The following is a 16,624-nucleotide window of genomic DNA, read 5'->3' on the forward strand; positions in this document are numbered from 1 at the left end:
GTTAAGATATTAATTAAATAATTAATATCTTATACTGAGGGCAAAATACATGCAAGTTTTTGTTGTGGAATAGTTAATAAAGAAAGTAAATGTTGATTTAAAGTAATTGCTAATGAGAGTGATCATGTGTAGCGCCTTGCCCTTGCTGTGAATTTCTTCTATTTTGTAATTCCTCAACATGACCTTTTCTTTTATCACTTAATATTTCATTACCCTTATTTTGTTCTTCCTCAGGACTCTTTAGTATTTCATTACTCTTGCTAACTTCTTTATCATCCCCTTGTTTCTTTGGCCTTCTAGCGTTAAGCTCATCCCATGTGCCCACTAGTGAATCACGATTCCCATGATCCGGCTTTAGCCTTTCTTCACCTTTAATAACATTAAAGTCACTTTTTGCTTCTTCCAAACATCCTTTCAGTTGGTGTTTCCACATGGTGTAGTAAGCATCACCATATTTTTTCTCATTTGCTACAAACAATAAAATTGGAGCCTTAAGTATGGTAGCTCCCATATCCACTAAATTTTTTACTGCCGCTGCAGGAGTGAATAAAAGATAACCAAAAGACTTTGCAATTGGGTTTTGTTTGCTTATTAAATGCTCCCCTAACTTTATAGGAAGAGAAGTCAACAATTTAGTACAAACTTTAGCCAAGCTTGTAGCAAAAACGATAGGAACAGATATAAGACTTTTATCTAGCTCTAAATTACCATTCTGATCTCTAATTTCTGAAAAATGGGTGCTTAGCTTTTTGTAATCACTAGTGTATAATAATTCTCCATTTCTTCCTTTTTCATCAACAACTTCCTGAACTTTACCTTCTTTATTTTTTACCTCTTTAGTTAGCACAGAAGAGTTAGTTAATTCAAACGGATATTGAGGATCTTTAGTTTTTTCAGCTTCAAAAATTGGCACGTGTTTTTTCAAATCCATTCTCGAAAAGCCTAATGGCTCAAAATATGACTTATGCAACTCATTTATCGGAATTTGCTTACCCTGATTGTCTATATAATTGATAGTAAAATAAGATCTATCATTATCTTTATCTTTGGTAACTAAAGATAATCTGAAACTTGGTTGTTCTCCATTCTCATCTTTTTGACCATACAAAAGTTTATAGGTTGGATTTTTATCTTTATCTAGTATAGCATTTCCATGCATATCCCTGTTTTCTATGATTTTAGCAGACTGTACAATTTGATCATAATTTTTTGGATACTGGCATTTCCTTCCATCATACATCATTACCTTTCTAAGGTCTTCGACGTAAACTTGAGATTCAGGTGAAGTAAGCAGACCTTTTGCTTTAAGTGTAAGATCTATTGCTCCCTTTTTTAATGCTTCAAACATATTGTCAAACCAAAATTGCTATAATGCTATAGTTCAATAATAAAACTAGTACACTAATAATATATTAACACAGCACCGGTGATTTTACAAGAAAATATGCCTGTAGAAGATAAAGATTGTAAAAGCGAGGGTTATATAAGTAATGCTTGATAAGTACTTTATGCATGTAATTGTAAAAATCCTCAAAGGTACGCTGTGTATATAATCTTCGCATACTACCTGCATTCCAAGAACTGCGTGCCAAAAAATGCAAAACAACAATACAACAAAAAATAAAAGCTCTAGAGGGTGATTAATAAATTTTTCACTAAAAGACAAAGAGCTATCAGTATAAAATGTGCAAGAAAATGAATAGATAAACCAAGGAAACAGGAACAGTAAAATTACCGCAGAAACACGCTGAACCCACCAATGATGTACTGAATTTCCAGACTGACTCATATAAACATAAATAAAAAAGCCATAGTAGAAAGAAGTAGCGTTACTGTCAGCAGTATAGCACTCCTTGAAACGCCAGTAATTTCTAAATTAAGCCCAGCATCCCACAATAAATGACGAATACCATTAAGAAAATGATATACAAAACTTATAAAACATAAGACATAAGCTAATTTAGCAACAGGAGTGAATAATAATGCATTTAAGTACCTTACTATAAGTAACTCAGGAAAGTAAACATGTAATATGAAATACCAAGAAAGTATCATTAATAAAAGGAATAGCAAGATACCAGTCAATCTATGCATAATAGAGAAAAAACTAGTAACTTGTACTTTATATATTTGTAAATGTGGAGAAAGAGGTCTATCACTCATAAAATCCGTTATCGGGAAATTAAAATAAAGTAGAAGTAAAGACAGCAGTATAGCACATAACAACACCATCATTAAAAATGGTAAATTATGTGCAAAGCCTAAGGAGGTAATCCAGCTGCAGATTCCCCTACTGCTACCTTGTTACGACTTCACCCCAGTCACCGATCCCACTTTAAATAACTCCCTCCCTGCGGTTAGGTCGTTAGCTTCGAGTGAAACCAATTCCCATGGCGTGACGGGCAGTGTGTACAAGACCCGAGAACGTATTCACCGTGGCGTGCTGATCCACGATTACTAGCGATTCCAACTTCATGCACTCGAGTTGCAGAGTACAATCCGAACTGAGATGGCTTTTAAGGGATTAGCTTAGCCTCGCGACTTTGCAGCCCATTGTAGCCACCATTGTAGCACGTGTGTAGCCCACTCCATAAGGGCCATGATGACTTGACATCATCCCCACCTTCCTCCAGTTTATCACTGGCAGTTTCCTTAAAGTCCCCAGCATTACCTGATGGTAACTAAGGATGAGGGTTGCGCTCGTTGCGGGACTTAACCCAACATCTCACGACACGAGCTGACGACAGCCATGCAACACCTGTGTGAAACCCGGCCGAACCGACCCTATCCCTTCGAATAGGTATAATTTCCATGTCAAGGAGTGGTAAGGTTTTTCGCGTTGCATCGAATTAAACCACATGCTCCACCGCTTGTGCGGGTCCCCGTCAATTCCTTTGAGTTTTAATCTTGCGACCGTAGTCCCCAGGCGGAATGTTTAACGCGTTAGCTGTAATACAGAAAGTAAAACTTCCCATATTTAACATTCATCGTTTACAGCGTGGACTACCAGGGTATCTAATCCTGTTTGCTCCCCACGCCTTCGCGCCTCAGCGTCAGATTTGAACCAGATAGACGCCTTCGCCACTGGTGTTCCTCCTAATATTTACGAATTTCACCTCTACACTAGGAATTCCTCTATCCTCTTTCAATCTCTAGATTAGCAGTTTTAAAAGCAATTCCAAGGTTGAGCCTTGGGATTTCACTTTTAACTTACTAATCCGCCTACGCGCCCTTTACGCCCAATAATTCCGAATAACGCTAGCCCTCTCCGTATTACCGCGGCTGCTGGCACGGAGTTAGCCAGGACTTCTTCTGTGAGTACCGTCATTATCTTCCTCACTAAAAGAGCTTTACAACCCAAAGGCCTTCTTCACTCATGCGGCATGGCTGGATCAGGCTTTCGCCCATTGTCCAATATTCCCCACTGCTGCCTCCCGTAGGAGTCTGGACCGTATCTCAGTTCCAGTGTGGCTGATCATCCTCTCAGATCAGCTATAGATCATTGCCTTGGTAGGCTATTACTCCACCAACTAGCTAATCTAATATAGGCTCATCTAATAGCAATAAATTTTTCCCCCGTAGGGCGTATACGGTATTAGTTGCCGTTTCCAACAATTATTCCGTACTACTAGGTAGATTCCTATACATTACTCACCCGTCTGCCACTAAGTTATACCATAGCAAGCTACAATATAACTCCGTTCGACTTGCATGTGTTAGGCCTGCCGCCAGCGTTCATTCTGAGCCAGGATCAAACTCTCAAATTTAGACTTCAACCTATAAAAGGTTGAGGGTACATCGGATAAATCCGACAAAAAATAATTTAGCTTAATACTGCTGTCTTTATTTCTACTTTAGAAATATTTTAATCTCCAACTATTCAAACAACTTTAAGAATATTATTATGTGATATAATCACTATGTCAATATGTTTTTGCAAATCAAAAGCATTAATGTATAAATATATAACTATTTGGAATATTACCATGAAAAAATACATCTTTCTGCTTGCACTCGCGCCAATGTTAGTTGGCATCACATTATACTTATTGCGCAACATTGATAACACAAAACAATCTATAACTGCAGGTGACAAGTTTTACGAAGTATTATTCTTAAAAAAAGATAATAAGCCGCTGCTAGAAGAAATAGATTCAAATTGGGAGTATTTAGCAAATTTTGAACGCGCATTCAATCATATCTCAGATTCAATGCCAACAGACACAGCATCTATTTATAATGATTTGGCAGATGATAAAGATGCTCCTGGTGTTTTGCGTGAGTTAGCACAATATTTAGAAGTAATGAGCTTACTTCACTCCAACGGTGAAAAAATAAATAAAGACAAAATTGATAATTTAGAATCAAGCACAGTGTATCCTTATTCAAGCCAAGAAGCTATTGCTGTAGTAAAGATACACAATAACGACGTTAAGGGTGCAACTGAAATATTGCGTTCCCTATTAAATGATAGAAAATGCCCTATCCTAATCAAAGCTAATGCACAAGAATTACTCAGGATATATGGGAGTTAACTCATTGGACTTTTTGCATAGCTTTTGGCAGCGCATCGGATGAAACGAAAAAACTTACTTGACACCCTTCGCCAGCCCCCTTATCATGATAGTGAAGCTATTGTATTTGCTTTCGCCAATCTGCAGATTAAAAGGTAAGGATTACTTAATGTATCGGCGTCTTATGTTCAATTTTTTGCAGTATATAGATACTGTATGTCTTTACAAAACTTCATCTACATCTAGATTTTTATCTAAATAAGCTGAACGCGCTTATAAAGCGTTACAAGACATCAAAAAATGCCAATACTCGACAGAGATAGTAAAAGACTAGCTAACTCGGGGATTCTTTGTCTTTTTTTCTGCTTAGTAAACTTCTTAAACATTTGCAGCGTAAGTTAGTTGCAATTAAAAGCAGCTTAATCTTGCTTGTCAAGCGTTTAAAACATAAAAAACGCCAATATTTTAAAGCGGATAATAACCCCAGGGTTTCTTTTGCCTTTTTTTTCATTTGGTAAATTTTTTAAATATTTATGGCTAAAGATTGCACGAATGTTGCAATTACAAAAACGATTTCTACTAGGGTATCACGCACTGGGATGACACCATTCTTTTTCCTGGATCCAAGTAGTCAGGGCACTGGGATGACAGCTACCCTGACATCGTCACCCCGCTGCTTGTTAGCGGATACCGCGGCGGTATGACGTAGAAGTTATACTTTTATGCTTACCAACTTAATAAAATTCCTGGATTCCAGTGTCAGCTACTTTCATGACACCAACAGTTGATATTGGTTTGTTGCTTTGCTAGCCAACTACTAGCTATGCCTCAAGTTTCCTATTCAAAATTTTCAATATCAAATCCAATTCATTTGGATTATCATACCGTATCATAACTTTACCCTTAGAATTGTTGTCATTAATTTTGATCTTTAAACCAAGTTGAGAAGATATAGCGCCTTCTATTACTGTCATATCTTGATTTCTAGTATATCTCTGCTCTTTTTGATTGTTGTTTTGATGTAGGTCCTTTATCAGTTTTTCAGTTTGTCTAACGCTTAAGCCCTGAGAAACTATTTTTTCTGCAATACTTTCCGCATTTTCAACATTAATCAACGCTCTTGCATGACCCATAGACAATTTTTTCTCATTGATCATTGTTTTCACCCTATCAGGGAGCAACAACATCCGAATCATATTGGTTATGTGGCTGCGGCTTTTGCCTATAGCTGAAGCTAATTCCTCATGTGTATAGAAAAACTCATCTATCAGTTTTCTGTAAGCTTCACCTTCCTCTATTGGATTAATATCTTGCCTTTGTATGTTTTCAATAATGGATACTTCCAAGCATTCCTTGTCGCTCAGATCTTTTATGATAACCGGTGCACTATCAAGATTTGCAATCTTGCTTGCTCGCCAACGACGTTCTCCAGCTATTATTTCATAACCATCATCATTTGAATCTTTGCGTACCACGATAGGCTGTATAATGCCACTTTTCTTTATCGAATTTGCAAGTTCTCTTAATGACTCCTCGTCAAAATGTTTCCTCGGTTGAAATTTGCTTGGGTGCAGTAATGAAATAGGCAAATGCCCTTGTCGATCTTCTTTATTATCATAATTATCGCCTATGAGGCCGGCAAGACCTCTGCCAAGGCGTCTATCATCCTTCATACTACGCCCTCGCTTACTAGTTTCTTCTCCTTACAACTGCTCGCGTGCTTTTTTAAAATTTCCCTTGCCAAACTTATATATGCTTGTGCACCAGGACACTTAAGATCATACACAATAGCGGGTTTTCCATGAGAAGGCGCTTCTGATAACCGTACGTTACGTGGAATAACAGTCTCATACAATGGGATGATAGTTTTGTATACTTTATCATTTAAATACTGGCAAATATCGTTTTTAATCTGTTCACTGAGTTTGTTGCGCCTGTCATACATTGTTAACACTATCCCTTCTATTGCCAAAAAAGGGTTTAGGTTATTTCTTTTTATCAGCTCTACAGTTTTAACTAAATGGCTTAATCCCTCCAAAGCAAAAAATTCACACTGAAGAGGGACAATAATAGAATTAGCAGCAGTCAAAGCATTTATGGTTAGAAGCCCAAGTGATGGAGGGCAATCGATGATTATATACTCATAATTATCGCGTATCTTCTCTAATGCGCTTTTTAGCACAAATTTTCCTCGCTCAAGTTGCGATAATTCAATTTCTGCAGCTGATAAATCAACTACTGACGAAATTAGTGATAAATTTGGAATTTCCTTTATATTGAAAATTGCCGATTCTATCAATTTATTTTCGCTGCTTAGTAGTATTTTGTATATATTTTTTTCTTCCCTACTACGATAAGAAATCCCGAGCCCGGTGCTAGCATTTCCTTGAGGATCAAGATCTACCAATAAAGTGCTTTTTCCCACAGCAGCAAAGGCTGTCGATAAATTTATACTAGTTGTGGTTTTGCCAACTCCACCCTTTTGATTTACTATTGCAATAATCTTGCTCACGCCTTTTATCTTATGTATAAAATAATTCTATTGTATATATGCAAGAAACTTTTGCATTAGAAAATTTTTTTGTTGTTAACCACACTAAAATTAGACTGTCTTTTTTGCTTTGTGTAACACACTTTGAACCTTGTTTCCTAATTCATTCAGAGTGAATGGTTTTGGCAAAAAGTGAAAATCTTCTATATTGATGTCATCACTCTTTAAAAAAGCATCTTCTGCATACCCAGAAATAAAAATAACGTTGATATTTGGCCTATGGATCAATGCTTCTTTAACTATTTCTGGGCCGCTCACCTCTGGCATGATTACATCAGTGATTATAAGATCTATGTGTTGACTTTTTTTACTGATTATTTCTAGCGCCTCGCTGCCTATGCTTGCTTCTATTACATCAAATCCTTTCCTTTTTAGTGCTTTAGCAATGAATTCCCTTACTGAATCTTCATCTTCAATCAATAAAATTATACCATTACCTTTAATTTCACTTACTACCGGTCTTTCTATTTCTTCACTATCTTCCTCTCTCAGATTTTCATCTGATATGTAAACCATGGGCAAAAATATGCTAAATTTAGTTCCATGATTTACTTTGCTAGCAACATAGATGTATCCTTCAGTTTGTTTAATAATGCCATATACAGTAGAGAGGCCAAGACCTGTACCAGAGGTAATATCTTTGGTAGAAAAAAATGGGTCAAATACCTTTCCAATTGTATCACTTGTCATTCCACATCCAGTATCAATTACTTCAATCACAACATAATTTCCATGTTCGATCGTTTCCTTGTCTGGAGAAAACATATCCTGAGGTGTAGAATTTAATGAGTCAATCTTTTGATTAAAGGTTCGTATAGTTAATTCTCCGCCCTTTTCCATAGCAGCACTAGCATTGACTGCTAAGTTAAGTATAACTTGCTCTAATTGCCCTTGATCAGCCCTAACAGCACCCAAGTCTCTACCATAATAAATATTAAATTTTATATTTTCACCTATTAATCTTTTTATCATTTCATAAAGATTAGCTATAGTATTATTTACATCAATAATTTTTGGCTGCAAGGTCTGTCTTCTTGAGAAAGCAAGCAATTGTCTTACTAAATTTGATCCACGCTTTGCATTTTGCTGTATCTGTATTATATCTCCAAAAGATGGTTCACCAGCTGAGTGTTGGAGTAAAAGCAAATCGCAAAATCCTATTATCCCAGTCAATATATTGTTGAAATCATGCGCAATACCACCTGCTAACTGCCCTATAGCTTGCATCTTTTGATAATGCTCAAGCTTTATCTCTAGGTTTTTGTGTTCAGTATTGTCAATAAAATAACAAAGTATGAAGATCATTTTATTATGAAGAAACTTATTGAAATATATTTTTATGTTATTACCGCCGTTGAGCTGTACATCAAAAGACGCATTATTTATTCTATTACTCGAAAAATATTCACGTATTTTCACATGATAACTATCCAATATCAACGTAAAGATTGAATTATTATCTGACCCTGCAAGCTTTATTAGTGCCGTATTTTTCTTTACAAAGTTGCCGTTTATGTCACATTGTGCAATAGCAATTGATGAATTTGCAAAACAAGGGTGTAATTGATAATCAACAATATTTGATTCGGTTGGTGTTATAAAGCCATATATATAGCTATGGTTGTATTTATCACAAAATATAGCAGTGCTCATATAAGCCTTGAATGGAATACCACTTATAGTAAAAAACAAAATTTCATTATCGGTTGTTGTATTGTTATATTTAGATTGAGATATAAAATCACTGATTGAGCTACCTTTTTCCAGTTTTTTTAGTTCAAATATGTCTAAAAATCTTTTATTTACAGATAAAATCACCCCTTTGGCATTTGCAATGTAAGTTCCTATGCTGTGTTTTTCTATTAACTCTTCATATATCTGCTCCTTGTTTATCTGTGTTGCTTTTAATACAAAATACCCATCTGGCCTTGCTATTGGCACTAATGATAAATTTAAAATCTTATTACTATTTATAGCAATTTGGGGATTATCTGGTATCGGCTCAAAGAGCAAAAGAAAGTTAGATACTCTATTCTTCTTGTTTAAGGAAATGCATACCTGTACAGAAGAGTTATTTTTTAGTGCATGATAGAGTACTTTTTTGTCTGCTTCTGAAACATCTCCTATTTCAAGAATCTTGTCTAACGTAATGTCATCATCTATATGATCTTTAAACCTTTCGTAGAACCTTGCATCAGCATAAATAATACCTTCATCTTTATGTAAAATAAGGCAAAATTCTGTATTATGATTTAGTGCATTTGCAAATATTGCATTTTGAAATTCTATAGTATTAAGTAGGTATCTGTAGCGTTTTACATTATACATCATAAAGAGAGTTGTTAGAATGCTAACTAATAAATTAATCTCTATATTAATATGCTGACTATATATATCAAAAAAGTAGAGTATCGATATTGCTACTGGAGGTAAGAGCATAATAACTGCCATCACAACAATTGACATTCCATAATTTCTTAGTATGAAGTCAACCCTGTTCTCTTTTTTGTTATCTATGTATCTTTTATTCATTATTGTTACTTGGCATTGTTGTACATACGAAAATGTTCTATTATATTGATTTAATTATTATAGATTTATTAACGTCTTTGATAGATAATTATCATCCAAATCTAATTAAGTTCCTTAAATATCAGATATAACAATGTTAATAAGCTAGCAAGAGGATATTATGGAAAAACAAAAAACACAAGCATTTAAATGGTTCTGTGCACTAAGAGATAAGATCATAGAATCTTTCTTATTAATTGAAAAACAATCATCCGCAGAGCCAAAGATCGAAAAGAGAAAGTGGGATCGCCCAGGTGGTGGAGGTGGTGAATCTACAATTATTTTTGGTAATGTTTTTGAAAAAGTTGGAGTAAACGTTTCAAAAGTACACGGAAAATTTGCAGATTCAGCCATTAATGAAATTCCTGGTGCAAGTGAAAGTAACGGAGAGTTCTGGGCAAGCGGTATATCTTTAGTGTCTCATATGCAATCGCCCCTTATCCCTGCAGCACATATGAACACAAGGCTGATATATACTTCAAAACAATGGTTTGGTGGAGGAATGGATTTTACGCCAATATATAGAAATGAAGAAGATTGCAAGTATATTCATGAATCAATCAAAATGACATGTGATAGATTTGACACCGGATATTATCCAAAATTTAAAGAGCAATGTGACAATTATTTTTTCTTACAACACAGAAAAGAGCCACGTGGCATTGGTGGTATTTTCTATGATAATCTGAGTTCTGGTAATTGGGAAAATGATTTTGAGTTCACAAAAGCAGTAGGTGAAGCCTTTTTGGAAATTTATTCGCACGTCATACGTAAACATATGCAAAAATCTTGGACAAAAGAACAACGAGAAAATCAATTAATAAAACGTGGCAGATATGTAGAATTCAATCTGTTATACGATCGTGGCACAAGGTTTGGTTTAATGACTGACGGCAATCCAGATGCAATTATGATGTCAATGCCACCACTTGTTAAGTGGTTATAGAGAGCTGCTATTAGTAGAAAATAAATCATCATAGTTTAAAATTGTACCATGGTAGTGAGCTTTTATATAGGGGGTATAATCATGGGCATAATAGATAATTTTTTAATTAAATCTGTCAAAAACAATGACATAAAAGGTGTTAAACTGACTCTAATTCTCTATGATGCATTAAATAGTTTTAGAAAATTCTTTTCAAAGACTATGTCTCTCAAGAATACCATACGCGTCAAGTTAAGAGATTGTGAGCAAATTTAGAGAGGTTAAAGTGGATACTCTAGCCCTTCTACGTTTGTCTTTTAATGAAAATCGCGACCAAGTTATAGTGAGTTTTTTAAGAAATGCTTTTAAACTATTAATTTTGGTTAATACTAAAAATAACTCTCTAACCCGCCTTTTTAGCTCAATAAATGCCTTTGTTAAGCTAAGTTCTGTATTCTTTTTCACTTCTGTGCAACCAACTATGCCGTGAAATATAAGAATTGCGCACAATTTAGCATATAGTTCACATAATACTCTGCATGGCTTTCCTTTTAGCTTATCAAGCCTGATATGGCTTTTATACAATTTAAATAATAACTCAATTTGCCACCTTACTCTGTAAATCGTTAATACTTGCTCAGCACTAATTTTATTTTCTGGAACATTAGTTATAAATATTGACCAGTTCAACAATTTTTGATTTCTTTTAGAGGATCTGCGATCTTGCTAATCTATTAGCTTTCCTTCTTCTGCCCATAGACTGTTCTTCAGTTAGTTTCTGACATATAATTCTTACTCTAATTTTTGCTTCTTTTCCTAACAATACCTCGTTTTCTAAAAATAACTTATCCTCTCAACATTCTAATAACTCCATTTTTTGATTTGTTTCTACATCATATATGTTGGTATCGACGACTTATGAAATAAGCTCCTATTTCATTGATTTGTTTAAAAGAACTTGGCACAAAATAACCGAGATCAGATATTAGCAAATCATTGCTTAATATATTACTTAAATGTTTCCTATATCCCTGGTCTGATCTTACCCCCTCCGTTAAATTAAGTTGGTCTATTATCTGATTCATGTAGTCGAAAACTAATTGTAACTTTATTCCAGACTTAGTATTGCTTTCATAGCCACTGTAGCTAGTACCATAACCTTTATACATCTCTTCCATACTGTTAGGTAGAGTAATATAGCTACTGTCCAATAATTTAACACTATTAAATTGCTGTAAGATTTTGCAATCAACTTGCAAGATATTTTTAAAGAGAATCACAGATTCATTATACATCCTTTTCATAAATTCCACTGCTTCTTCAGTAAATCTAAAATCCAAACCTTGTTTTGTTATATCTATCGAGTCCTCGTTTAGTAATTGACACATTGTTTCTACGCTACAATTATCAACTCCTATATTACCCAAGACCATGGCTTTTACGAATGATGAACCTTTTAGCTTTCTCTTTCTTTTTATAAACCTTGTTGTAATTGAGATTTTCTCTGCTTTTTCATTAAAAAATTCTTTGAGCTTTTTTGATAAGCAAGTTATTTTATTCATTGGTTCTCTCACTAAAAGTATATCTGGGAGAACTTATACCTTATTATTCTATCTCTTTCATACCTTTATTTCCTTAACTTGACGCGTATGGTTTTACCAACGCTAGAAAATATTATCTGTCACCTGAATTCTTGGCTAACACCAAAATTTGGTGAAGATCTGTGCTTGTCGTATGACAAAGATGCAATAGAAATTCTCATGGAAAAAAGACAAAAGTTGTGGAAATACGTAGAAAACGCAAGCTTCATGACGCTCAACGAAAAGAGAGAAGCATTTGGCTTGCCACCACTGCCAGGTGGTGATGAGTTAGGTTAAGTTTGTATCCGTTCAGATGAGTTCATTGTCCCCTAAACCGTACGCCTAAGTAAATCAACTATTTTTCTTGCCAACCAGAGCGGTGAAGATTTGGTCTACATCAAAACTCATCTTAGGACGCCAAATAGGGCCATCCAAATGCATATCGATATAGATTGGATTACTATAACCTGGTGATATGAAAAAGAACCTGAATATAGAATTTAAAGTGAAGTTAGATAAGGTTAAATTAGAAGAGATTGATCCTGATGCTTGATCAATCCCGAACTGTAAACTAGTTGAACATATACCACTCTTAATACTTGCTTTTCCGCTAATATTTTCAAAAAATGTTTTACCATTATATATATCAATATAAGCAAGTGTGGAAATTTCAGACTTATTCTTACTGCTTAACAAATTAGTGATAAATGAATTAAAATCCACATTAGTAAATTCTATTCCCTGTGCTTGTAAATTTATATCTCCTGATAAGTTACTAGCCCAATCATGAAAACTTTTTCCTTGAGTTTTGATTTCACCATTTAAGCTTACCTGACCATTTACATTGTCAATTCCTATAACCTTACCAATCTTTTTAGTGTCCAAATTTACAATAGAAAACCTTGTATTTATTGAGTCTGATCTTAAATAACCCTGAAAAAACACTTGCCCGCGTTCTAATACGTAACTTGCCTGCCTGATAGTGATAGTGTTGTTTCTCATTACCGCATCCAAATTAAAATCTTTCAAAACATTATGCTCGGTTTTAAATTCTGCAGTATTGATTTGCACATTTGCATCAAAGCCTTCTTTGTCATCCAAAAAATCAAGCTGCTTTGTTGACCATTGAATTTGATCTATCTCATTTCTTGAATTTCTTTTCGTCTCTACTAAATTTGGTAATGTAATAATTTTTCCATTAAATTTACTGCCCGTAAGGTTAACATCTAATAAAGGTTTGGCGTATTTTTGATCTGCTAATATTTTTGCATTACCGGTAATATCGAAATCTTCTCCAGATAGTTTTATTTTATCTGCAACTAGCTTACCTTTTTCCATTTTCAGCAAAAAATCCAAATTTTTAATTTTCGTATCATTCAATGTAAGGTTATTAACACGGGCCTTTATATTTGCATCATACTGAAAATTTTTCAGCCATTGCATTTTAGGTAAACTGCTAAATAATGAATGATCATATTTATCTGCATCAAGATTATGCATGCTAAATTCACCATTGACCACATTGTGTTTTTTTGTATGGCTTACTCTAATTGACCCTTGCAAGGATTCCTTATTATTTAGCAGTCTAATGTCTGAGATAGATAATATTCTTGGTGCAAGGTGCAGTTTAGAACTTAGTGTAAATTGATTTTTCTGGTTTTCTTTCATCTTTATAGAAGGGAAAAAACATGAAATGAATGACCCAAAATCATTTCCTTCGACTAATAAATCGCCGTTGAATTCAGATAGGACATTATTGTTTGAGATCTCTCCTGATAAGTAAGATATATTATTGATTCCAGGAAATTTAAGAAGCGTATTAACTTTTACTTTGCCATCAGTGGATTTTAGTACAGCACGGAAATTGTCCAATATTTTGTTTTGATATTGAATGTTAGAAGCTTCCATATTAAAATTTAAGCTCAAGTTCTTTGGCACAACTGCTCTAAAACATTCCAGAAGATCCTTCATATTCATTGTTCTTTGTGAATCATTTTGTATGGAATCTAAATCAACTTTACTGAAGCTAATATTGAAATTAGTGTGATTGCCTTTTCTATCATTTTGTATTGTACCGCTGGCTTGCATGCTTTTGGAATCAATTTTTAAGTCAGTTGCCGTAAACTCACTTTCATTAAGACTTATATTGGATGATATCTTGATATTTTCGCTAGGAATAACACAAGAGAGAAAGCTAAGATTAATGATTTTTGCTAAATCACTCACAGAACCGGAACTGTTATTAATTGTTAATGTTAAATTACCCTGGAGTTCTTCTTGATTTCTATTACCTGTAAATAGCAAATTTACAAAATTTGATTCAACACTAATGTGTACATTCCTTTTTGTGATATTAACCTTTCCTGAAAAATCGTAATTATTATCACCTACCTTTACTTTACCAAAAAACTGCTTATTTTTTTTTACAGCAACTTCCTTTATGTTAACAATATCAGCGAAATCATTCTTGAAACTTACTTGGCTGTCTTTTATTACTATATTGACTGTGTTACCACTGGCGTTTGTATTTATAATATTAAGTAAATTTTCTTTGTTGCTTTTCATGCCAAACAATGTGATTGACTTTGGTTGCAACGAAAATAAAAACAACGATAGGAACGATGGCCTTATTTCAATTTTTCTTACACTAATTAAATCTGACAACTTTTGCTCTTTATTTTCGTTGTATTGTACGTATACATTATAAATAGTGAGCTTTGGGGTAATCAACGAAACTTTAATTTTTCCCCCAATATGCACTTTAGCATCATACGTCTTCTCTAACTCTTTTATGATATATTTCCTGTAGCCACTCCAATCCTTAAAAGTTGCAGCAACATGCATGAGAATTAATAGCAGTGAGATTGATAATATAGCATATAAAGAAAGTCTCATAATTTACACATGCTTAAAGTTTCCCTTAAATATTAAATAGAGAATACCAAAATAAACAATAACACTCAAAGCTATTAAAGTCGTTAAATAAACAATACGAGCCAACATTTTATCAAAAAATAATCCTGCCAACAAAGAATTAAAAATATAAAGGGCTATTGACATGACTGCCGTTGCTACAAAAATTTTCATGACATTTAACAATAACGCTTGGCTAACCTTATACATTTTATTTATTGTTAAATAACTAATTAATAGAATAGAGTTTATCCAAGTGGAAACGGAAGTAGCAATAGCAATCCCCGTATGCTGATACTCGTTCATTAACAAAAGGTTTAGCACTACATTAATTCCAAGACACATTAGCGAAAATATGGTTGGTATTTTCAGATTGCCTTTAGCAAAAAATGTAGGTAGCAATACTTTATTTATAATAAATGCAGGTAAAGAAAGAGAAAATGCTATTAAAGTGGGAACAGTTTGCTGCACTGCATAATGATCAAACCGGCCGTAAGAAAAAAGCGTAAGTAAAATTATGTCGGGAATAATGATAAAGGCAGCAGTTGTTGGCATAATTAACATTAATCCTATGTTGAGAGCCTTGTTCTGTATTTTGACTATATTTTCAGTATTATCCACCTGTTTTGAAATTAAAGGAAGAAGCACTGTACCAATTGCAGTACCGATTATTCCCTGCGGTAGTTGATTTAGTCTATCGGCATAATATATATAGGACACCGCATTTGGTATAAAACTCGCCATGATTGTATCAATCCATAAGCTTATTTGAGTTACACAATTGTTGATAATTGCAGGTACCACACGCTTAAAAAACAACCTTACTTCATTGCTTAATTCAAGGCTAAAAGAAAAAGCTGCCTTTAACTTGTATGCACTAAATAGTATCAAAAGTAGCTGGAAAATTCCTCCTATAAGGACAGCTATAGAAAGGTTGTGCGCTGGAGTTTTTACGTAAGGCACAAACAAACTGATGATTAAACAGAGATTCAAAACGATTGGTGCAATAGCTGTTGAAGCAAAATGCTGCTTTACTTGCAGCATTCCACCAATAAGTGATGCAATTGAAACAAAGATTATGTATGGCATCATAATTCTTGATAAAGTAACAGTAAGGGTAAACTTACTTTGGTCAAATCCAGGAGCAAAAATTTGAATCATATAAGGGGAGAAAGTTTGCATGATAAGGCAAAAAATTACTAAGATGATAAACGTAATGGATATTACACTACTTGCAAAATTAAATGCCTTTTTATTATCATATGATTCTGTCGAATATAACGGTATGAATGAGGTAGTGAACGCTCCTTCTGCAAAAAATGCTCGAAATAGATTGGCAAAGCGAAACGAAGAAAAAAATATGTCTGCAAGAGAGTTTGCACCAATAACCGTAGCAATCAATACATCTCTTATTAACCCTGAGATCCTTGAAATAGCCGTAAAAAAACTAAATGTGAAAATACTTTTAAACATACCACTACTTCATTAGTGTCAATACAATTAATTATAATGGTAAAAGTATCAATGAAAATATTTATTGGCTAAACTTAAAACCCTCTGCAAAAGGAGA

The 16,624-nt window shown here is 34.1% G+C and carries 11 protein-coding genes, 1 rRNA gene and 2 pseudogenes; 4 read left to right on the top strand and 10 right to left on the bottom strand.

The window, feature by feature from the left end:
• Window positions 1-109 precede the first annotated feature (109 nt).
• From AAGD87_RS01230 to AAGD87_RS01245, 4 genes are all read right to left on the bottom strand, one after another.
• Complete coding sequence (locus AAGD87_RS01230; protein WP_264339673.1) at window positions 110-1,348, bottom strand: hypothetical protein; 1,239 nt, start codon at window positions 1,346-1,348, stop codon at window positions 110-112.
• An 84-nt stretch (window positions 1,349-1,432) separates the two neighbouring features.
• Complete coding sequence (gene sdhD, locus AAGD87_RS01235; protein ID WP_010963113.1) at window positions 1,433-1,789, bottom strand: succinate dehydrogenase, hydrophobic membrane anchor protein; 357 nt, start codon at window positions 1,787-1,789, stop codon at window positions 1,433-1,435.
• A complete protein-coding gene (sdhC, locus tag AAGD87_RS01240; RefSeq protein ID WP_007548462.1) occupies window positions 1,786-2,163 on the bottom strand; it encodes a succinate dehydrogenase, cytochrome b556 subunit in 378 nt (125 codons plus the stop codon). Before sdhC ends, sdhD begins: the two co-directional genes overlap by 4 nt.
• A 99-nt stretch (window positions 2,164-2,262) precedes the next feature.
• Window positions 2,263-3,767, bottom strand: a 16S ribosomal RNA gene (locus tag AAGD87_RS01245).
• Between the two features lie 153 nt (window positions 3,768-3,920).
• Here AAGD87_RS01245 and AAGD87_RS01250 point away from each other — a divergent pair.
• Complete coding sequence (locus tag AAGD87_RS01250; protein ID WP_264339671.1) at window positions 3,921-4,535, top strand: hypothetical protein; 615 nt, start codon at window positions 3,921-3,923, stop codon at window positions 4,533-4,535.
• Between the two features lie 800 nt (window positions 4,536-5,335).
• Here AAGD87_RS01250 and AAGD87_RS01255 read toward each other — a convergent pair.
• The 3 genes from AAGD87_RS01255 to AAGD87_RS01265 form a co-directional block, all read right to left on the bottom strand.
• A complete protein-coding gene (locus AAGD87_RS01255; RefSeq protein WP_264339670.1) occupies window positions 5,336-6,187 on the bottom strand; it encodes a ParB/RepB/Spo0J family partition protein in 852 nt (283 codons plus the stop codon).
• Window positions 6,184-7,026, bottom strand: a complete 843-nt coding sequence (locus tag AAGD87_RS01260) for a ParA family protein (RefSeq protein WP_006280226.1) — start codon at window positions 7,024-7,026, stop codon at window positions 6,184-6,186. Before AAGD87_RS01260 ends, AAGD87_RS01255 begins: the two co-directional genes overlap by 4 nt.
• A 90-nt stretch (window positions 7,027-7,116) precedes the next feature.
• Entirely contained in the window at window positions 7,117-9,597 is a 2,481-nt protein-coding gene (locus AAGD87_RS01265) for a response regulator (RefSeq protein WP_341817664.1), read from the bottom strand.
• Between the two features lie 160 nt (window positions 9,598-9,757).
• On the opposite strand from AAGD87_RS01265, the gene hemF reads away from it, so the two are divergent.
• Both hemF and AAGD87_RS01275 read left to right on the top strand, forming a co-directional pair.
• Complete coding sequence (gene hemF, locus AAGD87_RS01270; RefSeq protein WP_155969192.1) at window positions 9,758-10,582, top strand: oxygen-dependent coproporphyrinogen oxidase; 825 nt, start codon at window positions 9,758-9,760, stop codon at window positions 10,580-10,582.
• Window positions 10,583-10,663: 81 nt separating this feature from the next.
• A complete protein-coding gene (locus AAGD87_RS01275; protein WP_264339667.1) occupies window positions 10,664-10,837 on the top strand; it encodes a hypothetical protein in 174 nt (57 codons plus the stop codon).
• On the opposite strand, the pseudogene AAGD87_RS01280 reads toward AAGD87_RS01275, so the two are convergent.
• A pseudogene (locus AAGD87_RS01280) lies at window positions 10,814-12,123 on the bottom strand (IS4 family transposase). The gene AAGD87_RS01275 and the pseudogene AAGD87_RS01280 overlap by 24 nt on opposite strands.
• Window positions 12,124-12,213: 90 nt before the next feature.
• Here AAGD87_RS01280 and AAGD87_RS01285 point away from each other — a divergent pair.
• Window positions 12,214-12,438 (top strand): annotated as a pseudogene (locus AAGD87_RS01285) (phage portal protein); the annotation flags it as partial.
• A gap of 54 nt (window positions 12,439-12,492) precedes the next feature.
• On the opposite strand, the gene AAGD87_RS01290 reads toward AAGD87_RS01285, so the two are convergent.
• Both AAGD87_RS01290 and murJ read right to left on the bottom strand, forming a co-directional pair.
• Window positions 12,493-15,036: an AsmA-like C-terminal region-containing protein gene (locus tag AAGD87_RS01290; RefSeq protein WP_338481766.1), complete on the bottom strand. Its 2,544-nt coding sequence runs from the start codon at window positions 15,034-15,036 to the stop codon at window positions 12,493-12,495.
• A gap of 3 nt (window positions 15,037-15,039) precedes the next feature.
• Window positions 15,040-16,527: a murein biosynthesis integral membrane protein MurJ gene (murJ, locus tag AAGD87_RS01295; protein WP_264339609.1), complete on the bottom strand. Its 1,488-nt coding sequence runs from the start codon at window positions 16,525-16,527 to the stop codon at window positions 15,040-15,042.
• Window positions 16,528-16,624 lie beyond the last annotated feature (97 nt).

The organism is Wolbachia endosymbiont (group A) of Pherbina coryleti (assembly GCF_964026875.1).
Lineage (GTDB): Bacteria > Pseudomonadota > Alphaproteobacteria > Rickettsiales > Anaplasmataceae > Wolbachia > Wolbachia pipientis.